The following is an 11,346-nucleotide window of genomic DNA, read 5'->3' as shown; positions in this document are numbered from 1 at the left end:
GTGTATAGCTGGTGGGTAGGTAGACGTATAAAAAACAAGATTGGCCATTATACCATATAAAAAGTCGAATTTTACCTTCTCATCTGCAGGTGCCTATAGCAATGAGTTGTACTAATTTCTGTGTGAATCTTTTAGCTGGAATCGTTGCGTATCAGATGAAAGGAAGGAAGGAAGCCAAAGATGAATATGGAGGGATTAGGGCTTATCCAAAACTGAGGTTACTTATTCAAAACCTCAATCTCCATCCCATCGAACGCTGGCTCAATCCCTTCCGGTAATTTTCCCTTTAAAACCTCATAATCTAGCTCTTGATTCATGTGAATCAATATTGCCCTACCTGGACCCACTCGCTCAATCCACTTTAGTGTCTGTTCCAGATGTGAGTGGGTTCGCCGTGGCGTTTCTGCCAAACAATCCACCAGCCAAAGCTTTACGCCTTGTAAAACCTTAAAGGCATCTTCGTCTAATCGAACCACGTCGGTGGAATAAGCCATATCACCGATGCGAAAGCCAAGTGATCTGGAATACCCATGATCTTGGAGAAAAGGCTGGATGCTTAATCCAAATAAATCAAAGGATTTAGCCCCAATCACATTTGCTTGCAAAATGTTGGGATATAAATCACGGGAGAGTTCATCTTCTTTAGGGTCAAAGAGATATTTGAATTTTCGCTGTATTCGATCAATAGTGGCCTGATTACCATATACCTGAATAGAATTTTTTCGATTGCCAAAATACAGCGGACGCAGTTCATCAATACCGTGCGTGTGATCAGCATGGTCATGGGTGTAAAGCACAGCGTCAATACGCGTCACCCCTGCATCCAATAACTGCCGCCGTAAATCCGGTGAGGTATCAATCAGAATATTTTTGCCCCGGTGCGTAACCAAAGTCGAGGTTCTTAAACGCCGATTCTTTGGATTTTCCGGATCACAGTTTCCCCAAACATTGCCAACCAGTGGCACTCCCCCTGAAGGACCACAGCCAAGAATTCGGATCTTCATGTCGCTTTTAATCCGTATGCAGCAAGATGCGCTGCCAGCTCTTGGCGTAACTTTTCCACATTCTCTTGAGTATCGGCTTCAATTCGCGCCACCAGCGCGCTTTGTGTATTAGAAGCGCGCAGCAACCACCAGCCTGCTTTCGTTGTCACCCTAACGCCGTCGATATCATTAAGCGCAATGTCCGGTTGCGCTTTCAATTTCTCTGTAATCTCTTCAATAATCTGAAATTTTTTAACGTCATCACAAGCAATGTTCATTTCAGGTGTACTTATACGTTGCGGTAAGCGATCACGCCACTGCGCTATGGTCTCCTCTTGGCTAGAGACAATGCCAATCAATCGCATAGCTGCATACAACGCATCGTCAAAGCCGAAATACCTGTCGGCAAAGAACATGTGCCCACTCATCTCACCTGCCAGCGGACAATCAATTTGTTTCATCTTGGACTTGATGATCGAGTGCCCGGTGCGCCACATTATGGGTTCGCCGCCTAAACGTTTGACTTCCTCAAAGAAAACCTGGCTGGCTTTAACATCCACGATAATGGGTGCACTCGGATGCGTCTTTAAAACTTCCCCGGCAAACAACGTAACCAACAAGTCACCAAAGATCATACGCCCCTGGCCATCAATCACTCCGATCCGATCCCCATCGCCATCAAAAGCAATCCCCAAATCGCAACCACCCTCAGCCACTGCTTGTTGCAGTTGCACCAGGTTCTCCAGCACTACCGGGTCCGGGTGATGCGCTGGAAAGGTACCATCAATTGTTGTATTTAAAAGTATATGCTCACCAGGCAGTTCTTTCGCTAAATCTTCAAGCAATTCGCCAGCTGCACCATTTCCAGCATCCCAGGCAATCTTGAGTGATTTTGCATTGGGATAGTGGGTGCTAAAATCCTTAAGTAAATACTCTAGGTAAATTGCCGCCAAATCACGATCTGTTGTTTTTCCAGAACCCTCTGATAAATCTCCAGCCTCAGCAATCTGCCCCAACTCTTCAATATCACGACCAAACATTGGTCCCTTGGACAAACACATTTTAAAGCCATTATAATTTGCCGGATTGTGCGAGCCTGTGACCATCAAAGCCGCATCAGCTTTTAGGTGGTGCATAGCAAAATAGGTCAAAGGGGTTGGTCCTAATCCAACACAGATCACATCCAGTCCGCCTTCGCTCAATCCTTGAATCACGCTTTGCATTAACTCTGGAGAGCTTAGACGGCCATCTCGCCCCACACAAACCACACGGCCCTCTTCCTGTTTCACCCGAGTGGCAAAAGCACGGCCTATAAAATAAGCATCTCTTTGAGATAAAGTTTCACCTATGACACCACGAATGTCGTAAGCACGAAGAATTGAGGGGTGGAAAGTATGGGTCATGAACTAAGTTATCTATCGGTAGTGACTACTCTACTTTTTTAGAATGGATCCAGGGCGAAAGTCAATGTTTCAGGGAAGATCCTATCCCTTAGACTCCAAACCAAACTTACGCACCAATGCAGCCCAATCTCTTACGCCCAAATCTGTCTCAAAATTTTGCATATCTCCTCGAGCCTGCTCGCATACATCGTCTGCGGGCACCATATAAGACTCACCAGATCCTAGAACTTGGCACTGCACTTGGCAAGCTTTTTCCAGAAAATTGGTATAGAAAAAAGCCTCCTGAATTGTAGAACCAAGGGTCAAAGTTCCATGATTACGCAACAGCATCGCTTTGTTTTGTCCCAAATCTCGCACCAATTTTTCTCCATGCCGCTTTGGATCTAATACAAGAGCATCATAGTCAGAGTAGGACATGCGATTAAAAAAATGCAGTGCAAACTGACTTAAGGGCAACAAACCACACTGCATTGCGGATACGGAAACTCCTGCCGTGGTATGTAAGTGAAAAATCGCATTGATATCCAGGCGATTTTGATACAATGCGCTATGCATAATGTATCCGGTTTGATTGTATTGCGCCTGTGTGCCGTGCAAGACCTCTCCTGTCAGATTCATCTGCAAAAGGTTATCGGGTTCAACTTCTTCGAAAAGCAAACCCAGGGGATGCATAAAAAAGCTTTGCGATCCTGGCACTCGAGCGGAAAGATGAGTGTAGGTCAGATCATCATAGCCCAGTCGTGCTAAAATCTGATAGGCATTTGCCAGTTCTTGACGGACCACATCTTCTGCCCTCTGCTCCTGTGCAAGAGAGGCTGGAGGGATAGGTTTAGTAACGGTTTGGTTAACCAATGTGCACTCTACCTTTAAATCCTTTAACCATGACCGCAGTCTAACCTAAGCCTGCGTAGAAACCAAGAAAGTTTGCAGGGTTTTCCATTATATACCCACAGTTTGAAATTCAACGAGTATATTGGTACAATTTTTAAAACTATAATTGACAATCAGGTAGGCGTAATGATCAGCAATAAGAGGCAAAAAAACCTGCTGGTGTTAGGAGATAAATTGGCAGATACATTAAGGCGTGGTAATTTTTCCTTCTGGGGAACCATGCTTATGGTAACCTTCTCTTTTTGCCAAAACGTAAATGCTGAACACTTATCTGCATTGACTCTGGAGAAAATAGAAAAAATTGCCTTAGAAACAGCTCCCGAGATCGCTCAGATCAGGTATAAAGAACAAGCTTTAAGGGAAGCTGCCGTTGCAGCTGGTGAGCTGCCAGACCCAACTATACAAGCGGGGATCATAAATGTTCCAACCGATAACTTTAGCTTAACCCAAGAAAACATGACCCAGATTAAATTTAGCGTTGCTCAGGCTTTCCCGAAAGGTCAATCTTTGTCTATCAAATCGCAGCAGAAGGAATTGATGGCAAAAGCTGAGCAATTCCGCGGTCAGAACACCAAGGCCAGTATTCTCCTGACCGTTCGCACTGAGTGGTTAGAGATTTACTATTGGACCCAAGCTGCAAAAATTGTTGATGAGATGATGGGTACTTTCAAGCACCTCGTCGATGTCACTGAATCTATGCTGGCAGTGGGAAAAACCCGCCAACATGACGTGCTTCGGGCACAACTGGAATTATCCAATATTGAAAACCGCCACATCCAAATAGAGCAGCAAATTGCAACACTGCGTGCAAGACTGGGTCGTTGGATTGGTCAAGAAATTGCAGGGCTAGCACTACCCGATAGATTACCAGTTTGGCCCCAACCTCCCGCTCAACACTTGTTACAGCAAAAAATAAATCAACATCCCCACATAAAAAGCGATGCATCCCTTGTTGCTGCCAGCAGACAAGAAGTAGCGCACGCAGAGGAACAATACAAACCTGGATGGAATTTAGGACTACATTATGGTTTTCGGCAAGGAACGAACACTGGCCGCACAAGCCGGCGCGCTGATTTTGTCGGAGCTCAAGTTGGTTTTGATCTGCCTATTTTTACGGCCCAAAGACAAGATCGACATTTGGCGCAGAGCTTGGCAAATCTGCATGCCACCCGGGAATTGCAAGAATCAGATTATCGTAAGATGACTTCTGAAGTTGGGCAACAATATGCTCTTTGGCAAAAATTATTAAGGCAAGCAGAACATTATCAACAGCGACTCCTTCCTGAAGCCAAGCAATATGCTGAAGCCACACTACCGGCGTATCAAAATCTTCTGTCAGATTTTTCAACTCTGGTTCAGGCATTTATTGCGCAACTTGACACCCAATTGAAAGAGCTAAGGATTCGTGTTGATCTCAGTAAGACCCGCGCTGCGCTCTTATACCTTGAAGGAAGTGATTGATGAGAAAATATCTCCTCGTGGGGACTGGCTTTGCTTTCACATTTATCTTTGGAATGTATTTTCAATCCTACTGGGCAGCACAAAAGGATGCAGTCACCCAGACAAAAGAGAAACAACCCTCATATTGGGTGGCACCGATGGATCCAACTTATCGAAGAGATAAGCCTGGTAAATCCCCCATGGGGATGGATTTGGTGCCGGTTTATGCTGATGACGAAGCGGGGGGAGGAACCAGTATTAAGATCTCGCCCGTCATTGAACAAAACCTCGGGGTGCGCACCGCGCCTGTTACGCATCAGGATTTGTCACTTACTATTGAGACAGTGGGGTATGTCACTGCCAATGAAAATCGCATTAAAAAGGTCAATACTTATACAGATGGCTGGGTCAAGCGCTTAGCTGTTAAGACCACAGGCGAACATGTTGCCAAGGGGCAATTGCTGTTTCAAATATATTCTCCCACTCTAATTAATGCCCAAGAAGAATATCTACTGGCCTTAAAGTCAAACAACGCTGCTATACAGGTAGCTTCATATAGAAAATTGCAGGCCCTGGGACTCTCAGAGGCACAAATCCTTAGAATAAAAGAGACCCAACGCATCACCAAAATGATTGAGTACTATGCAGAACAAGCTGGAATCATCGCCAAACTCGAATTAAGAGAGGGAGTTTATGTCAAACCTGGTCAAGATCTGATGACCATAGAAGATTTATCGAGTATTTGGGTGCTGGGTGAAGTCTTTGAAAGAGAATCACAATGGGTGCAACAGGGACAACGGGCAGTTGTGAGATTGCCCTACTTTCCTGGAAAATGGTGGGAAGGAACCGTAGATTATGTCTATCCACAGCTTGACCCCAACACGCATACTTTAAAGACGAGATTGCGGTTCGATAATCCAAAAGAAACTCTTAAACCTAATATGTACGCTGATATCACGATTTTTTCTGGTCAAGAGCAAGGTGTATTGACCATTCCACGTGAAGCCGTCATCTACACAGGCGAAGGAGCAAGGGTTGTCGTTAGTCTTGGCAAAGGGATTTATCGTGTTCGCTCCATCAAATTGGGCCTTGAAGCTGAAGGGCGCATTGTGGTGCTAGCAGGATTAAAGCGTGGCGAGCGCGTCGTGACTTCAGCTCAGTTTCTCATTGACTCTGAATCTAACCTTAAAGCCGATTTGGGTCGCATGCAAAATGAGAGAGAACCAACTGTAAATCAGCAGCAATAACAAAAAGCAAAACCATGTTAAACAGGATCATTGGCTGGTCGATCAACAACCGAGTTTTAGTTCTGGTGGCTACATTTCTACTTGTTGCCATGGGGATTTACGCCCTCAGGAATACACCCGTTGATGCCATCCCAGATCTCTCAGATGTCCAGGTGATCATCAAAACGCCTTTTCCAGGACAGGCCCCTCAGGTGGTGGAAGATCAAGTCACTTATCCCTTAGCCACCGTGATGTTGGCAGTTCCTCAAGCGGTTACTGTAAGAGCCTATTCATTCTTTGGAGATTCTTATGTATACGTTATTTTTAAAGACGGGACAGATCCATACTGGGCTCGCACCCGCGTGCTGGAATACTTAAATCAAGTCTCAAGCAAATTACCAGCAGGCGCCCGACCTGAGCTGGGTCCAGATGCAACGGGGGTTGGATGGGTTTATGAATATGCCTTGGTGGATGAAACAGGCCAACATGATCTCTCTCAATTAAGAAGTATTCAGGATTGGTTTCTTAAATATGAATTGCAAACCGTCCCAGGAGTTTCTGAAGTTGCCACAGTAGGAGGGATGGTACGGCAATACCAAGTCACTCTCGAGCCAAATCGAATGCGGGCCTACGGATTCTCTCTATCTCAGATAAAGCTGGCTATTCAACGCGCCAATCAAGAAGTCGGCGGATCTGTTTTGGAAATGGGCGAAGCTGAGTATATGGTTCGTACCAATGGATATTTACAAAACATCAAGGATCTGGAAGCCATTCCTTTGGGCGCACACAAAAATGGGATTCCTGTCCTCCTTTCTGATGTTGCTAGAATCAACCTTGGCCCGCAAATGCGACGAGGAATTGCTGAGCTCAATGGTCGGGGAGAAGTTGTAGGTGGTGTTATCGTCATGCGCCAAGGAGGTAATGCCTTGGAAACAATAGATGCAGTGAAAGCCAAGCTGACCCAGCTGAAAAAAAGTTTGCCTAAAGGCGTCGAAGTTGTTGAAGCCTATGATCGATCAAGTTTAATCGAACGTGCCATTGGCACCCTTAAGTCCACGCTTATCGAAGAATTTATCGTTGTGACCTTAATATGTTTACTGTTTTTGTTTCACTTTCGTTCTTCCCTGGTCATTATCGTCAGCCTACCTGTTGGAGTGCTAGGCGCATTTATCATTATGTATCTTCAAGGAATTAATGCCAATATTATGTCGCTGGGAGGGATTGCAGTTGCAATTGGTGCCATGGTAGATGCGGCCATCGTCATGATCGAAAACATGCACAAACATATGGAAGGGGTTGAGCTCGAGGATGAAAATCGTTGGCAAGTTATTCAACAAGCGGCCTGTGAAGTCGGCCCGCCCCTGTTTTTCTCCCTGCTTATTATTACCTTTAGTTTCCTGCCTGTCTTTGCTCTTCAAGCTCAAGAAGGTCGCTTATTTGCCCCACTTGCCTTTACCAAAACCTATGCAATGGCTGTTGCAGCAGGGCTTTCCATCACTCTTGTCCCGGTTTTGATGGGATACTTTATTCGCGGTAAAATCACTCCCGAACACAAAAATCCCCTTAATCGTTGGTTGATCAGTGCTTACCGGCCCTTTATTCACATTGTCTTAAAAGCACCTAAAACCATCATTATGGCGGCAATTGTCATTTGCCTCATTAGCATTTGGCCTTTATCCCGCATTGGCTCAGAATTCATGCCAGATCTCGATGAAGGAGATTGGATGTATATGCCAACAACGTTACCTGGTCTATCCATTGGCAAGGCCAGACAACTTTTGCAACAAACAGATAAATTAATCATGGCATTTCCGGAGGTAAAAAGCGTTTTTGGCAAAATTGGCCGTGCTGAAACAGCAACGGATCCAGCACCCCTGACAATGATTGAAACGGTGATTCAATTTAAACCTCGAAATCAATGGCGTCCAGGCATGACACCTGAAAAGTTGCGCGCTGAATTAGACAAGCAGGTAAAACTTCCAGGCGTGACCAACGCCTGGGTCATGCCCATTAAAACCCGGATAGATATGCTGGCAACTGGGATTAAAACGCCTGTGGGAATTAAAATTTCTGGGCCCTCGCTCAAAAAAATTCAAAAAATTGGCACGCAATTGGAGGCGATTTTATCAACAGTTCCTGGAACTACCTCAGTCTACGCCGAACGTGTTGCAGGGGGTCGCTATATTAACCTGCATATTGACCGTAATAGGAGTGCACGATTTGGACTAAATATTAAAGACGTTCAAGAGGTGATCAGTACGGCCATTGGCGGAATGAGTATAACTCAGACAGTTGAAGGATTAGAGCGATATCCAGTAAATATACGTTATCCGCAATCCTACCGGGACTCTGTTGCACAACTCAAAACTCTGCCCATTGTCACGCCAGCAGGCGCTCATATTACCCTGGCAGATGTTGCAGATATTTCAATTCAAGATGGACCGCCCGGAATCAAAAGTGAAAATGCTCGTCTTACTGGGTGGGTCCTTGTCGACATTAAGGATAGAGATTTAGGGTCTTACATGAGCGAAGCTCGCCAAGCTGTTGATCAGAAACTCAAACTTCCAGCAGGATATTCCTTGTCTTGGTCAGGGCAATATGAATATATGCAGCGCGCCAAAGAGAGCTTAAGCAGAATTATCCCTTTGACATTGGTAATTATTTTCTTCCTGCTTTACTTGTGTTTTATGCGCTTTTCAGAAGTGTTTATTATCTTGGGATCGCTACCCCTCGCTCTTGTGGGAGGACTGTGGCTGCTTTACATCCTGAACTATAATCTATCTATTGCGGTAGGTGTTGGCTTCATCGCTCTTGCAGGAGTCGCGGTTGAAATTGGTGTGATTATGTTTATTTATCTCAATCAAGCTCTTTTGCAGCGCCAAAAAGAGAGAGCTGCCACCAAGCACCCTCTGACGAAAGCCGATGTTGAAGAGGCAGTTATAAGCGGCGTACTGCTTCGCCTGCGCCCCATCATTATGACTGTTTCAGCAATTATTGGCGGCCTGCTCCCTATTATGTTTGGGACAGGTACAGGGTCAGAAGTCATGCGGCGCATTGCTGCCCCAATGGTGGGAGGCATGTTGAGTGCAACGTTACTGGCCTTGGTGGTGATACCTGCCGTATTCTTAGTTTGGAAGACGGCAGAGCTGAAAAGGAAATAATGGGTGCAGAAAAATTTATGGTTCTGTCACTTATGTTGCCGTAATATATTCACATGAACTATCAACCCATCCTCTTTGTTGTTGGCTTGTTGCTGAGTGCTCTGGGCAGCTTAATGCTAGTGCCGGCACTGTTTGAGTTGGTAGCAGGGCACCCAAGCTGGATCCGCTTGCTTGAGGCTGCCCTGATGACATTGCTCTGTGGCGCTTTTTTTGTCCTTGCCAATAGACCTCATAAACGCATTGAGCTTTCGTTGCGCGAAACATTCTTGCTGACGGCTTCATGTTGGTTGACGCTGGCCGCCTTTGCCTCGCTGCCATTTTTGCTCACCAGGGTCACCACCACCACCACGGATGCCTTTTTTGAAGGTATTTCTGCTCTGACAACCACAGGGGCAACGGTTTTAACGGGACTGGAGTTTACCAGCAAAGGCATCTTACTATGGCGTGCTATCCTACAATGGGTTGGAGGTATCGGCATTATCGTGATGGCTCTTACTGTTTTACCACTCTTGCGCATCGGTGGTATGCAATTGTTTCACAGTGAATTTTCTGATCGCATGGAGAAAATCTTGCCCCGTGTTTCACAAATCACCAAGGCAATTTTTTGGACCTACGCTGTCTTGACCCTCTTGTGTGTTTGTTTGCTGTGGCTGGCAGGCATCGATGGTTTTGATGCTGTCTGTGTGGGACTGACCACAGTTGCAACGGGCGGCATGGCTACATCTGACCAATCCGTTGCCCATTTTAAAAATCCTGCCGTTGAAATCATCATGATGGTATTCATGGTGATTGGTGCGATGACACTCCTACAATTTGTTCGCATGCTGCGCGGCCACCGTGGTGCCTTGTGGCAGGACGGGCAAACCCGCACATTTCTGTGTCTGGTAGCACTGGCTCCCAGTGTCATGACCCTGTGGCGCTGGGAAATGCAAAACGTTCCTTTTTTAAAAGCGCTGCGCGAAAGCTTTTTCAACACCATTGCCATCATGACCACCAGCGGTTTTACCACCACCAACTACGAACGCTGGGGCAGCTTTGCCATTATCTTCTTTTTTATCCTGCTATTTATTGGAGGATGCACTGGCTCCACCACAAGTGGTATCAAGATTCTGCGAGTTAAGATTATCTACGTACTAACCAAAGCGCAAATTCGAAAATTGTTTCGGCCGCATTTGGTCTATGTGCCGACCTACAACAAACAAACCATTGATTCAGCTGTCATGGGGTCTGTTTTTATGTATCTTGGATTGTTTGTATCTACTTACGCTGCCCTTTGCTTAGGGCTGTCGTTTCTGGGACTTGATTTTATCACCTCGCTCTCGGGTGCTGCCTCGGCAATTACCAATCTTGGCCCCGGCTTTGGCCCTCTCATCGGCCCCAGCGGTACCTACACATTATTGCCCACCAGCGCTAAATGGCTATTAATGGGGGGCATGTTTTTAGGGCGTCTCGAGCTTATTACGCTATTGATTCTGTTCATGCCCAGCTTTTGGCGGGATTAGAAAAATTATTGTTCGTGCTGTAGGGACAAAAGCGCTCAACGATTGCGATACTTTTCTTGAAACCTTTTGACTCTCCTTCTGCTGAGATTATCTTTACTTGATTTTCGGGGCAGAAAAAATCTCCTTATCTGGTTGCTAAAAAGTGGTCCGAATTATGGGGTGCATATTATTTTTTTTCAGCAAAAAGAGGCTAAGTAAAACTACAAGTCAGTAAGTAAGTGAGTGGCGCTACAAACGTCAGGCGCCACTTTCTCCGTTAACTCGTTAAGTTTCTTCATGCAAAGCTGGTATGGGAAGTGAGGGATGCACGTGCGAGCCAATGGGATGCAGCATGCCAAAGTCTTCAGAGATCACAACCCAGGCGGGTCCAGATTCATCCAAATCTGGTTCAAACTGCCCCAAAACAAATACGAGTTTGCCGGCGATCAAACAACTTTCTGCGTATTCCACTAATGATGGATTTTCCACAGAAACCCGGTATTTGAAGAAACGTTCATTGTTACTGCCCTTAATAGGCGTGAGTAAGGTAAAGGTAGCCAATCGTTCATGCTTATTCTTAAAGGCAGCTTGAACGTTTGCCTCAAGACGGCCAACAAGATAGAGGTGGTTGCAAAAGTACATAAGTAGTTTCTCCTTTTTCCAAGAGTTGTTGCACAAACCACAACTGATCAACAGAAAACCATCAACAGCAAGAGGGCCCCGGGCACTAAAAAACTAATGTACAACGTAGTTAAGAGCTC

Annotated in this window: 8 protein-coding genes; 4 read left to right on the top strand and 4 right to left on the bottom strand. The window is 45.6% G+C overall.

Annotated elements, in window-relative coordinates; translation table 11 throughout:
* Window positions 1-218: 218 nt before the first annotated feature.
* The 3 genes from ABFQ95_05340 to ABFQ95_05330 all read right to left on the bottom strand — a co-directional run bounded on the left by ABFQ95_05340 (window position 219) and on the right by ABFQ95_05330 (window position 3,238).
* Window positions 219-1,004 (bottom strand): MBL fold metallo-hydrolase, encoded by a 786-nt coding sequence (locus ABFQ95_05340; protein MEN8236949.1) that lies wholly within the window; start codon window positions 1,002-1,004, stop codon window positions 219-221.
* Entirely contained in the window at window positions 1,001-2,386 is a 1,386-nt protein-coding gene (locus ABFQ95_05335) for a phosphomannomutase/phosphoglucomutase (protein MEN8236948.1), read from the bottom strand. Before ABFQ95_05335 ends, ABFQ95_05340 begins: the two co-directional genes overlap by 4 nt.
* Window positions 2,387-2,467: 81 nt before the next feature.
* Window positions 2,468-3,238 (bottom strand): class II aldolase/adducin family protein, encoded by a 771-nt coding sequence (locus ABFQ95_05330; GenBank protein MEN8236947.1) that lies wholly within the window; start codon window positions 3,236-3,238, stop codon window positions 2,468-2,470.
* Window positions 3,239-3,403: 165 nt separating this feature from the next.
* Between ABFQ95_05330 and ABFQ95_05325 the strand changes: the two genes are divergently transcribed.
* From ABFQ95_05325 to ABFQ95_05310, 4 genes are read left to right on the top strand one after another with little or no spacing between them, the layout of a single operon-like run.
* On the top strand, window positions 3,404-4,738 hold the full coding sequence (locus ABFQ95_05325) for a TolC family protein (protein ID MEN8236946.1): 1,335 nt from the start codon (window positions 3,404-3,406) through the stop codon (window positions 4,736-4,738).
* Window positions 4,738-5,964, top strand: a complete 1,227-nt coding sequence (locus ABFQ95_05320) for an efflux RND transporter periplasmic adaptor subunit (GenBank protein MEN8236945.1) — start codon at window positions 4,738-4,740, stop codon at window positions 5,962-5,964. Before ABFQ95_05325 ends, ABFQ95_05320 begins: the two co-directional genes overlap by 1 nt.
* A gap of 14 nt (window positions 5,965-5,978) precedes the next feature.
* Complete coding sequence (locus tag ABFQ95_05315) at window positions 5,979-9,104, top strand: efflux RND transporter permease subunit (protein MEN8236944.1); 3,126 nt, start codon at window positions 5,979-5,981, stop codon at window positions 9,102-9,104.
* A gap of 53 nt (window positions 9,105-9,157) precedes the next feature.
* Entirely contained in the window at window positions 9,158-10,606 is a 1,449-nt protein-coding gene (locus ABFQ95_05310) for a TrkH family potassium uptake protein (protein MEN8236943.1), read from the top strand.
* Window positions 10,607-10,870: 264 nt separating this feature from the next.
* Here the strand turns inward: ABFQ95_05310 and ABFQ95_05305 are convergent, their stop codons facing one another.
* On the bottom strand, window positions 10,871-11,227 hold the full coding sequence (locus ABFQ95_05305; protein MEN8236942.1) for a hypothetical protein: 357 nt from the start codon (window positions 11,225-11,227) through the stop codon (window positions 10,871-10,873).
* Window positions 11,228-11,346 lie beyond the last annotated feature (119 nt).

The sequence above is a fragment of the Pseudomonadota bacterium genome (genome assembly GCA_039714795.1).
Lineage (GTDB): Bacteria > Pseudomonadota > Alphaproteobacteria > JAGOMX01 > JAGOMX01 > JBDLIP01.
The sequence above is the reverse complement of the archived record's forward strand: the minus strand, read 5'-3'. Positions and strand labels throughout refer to the sequence as shown.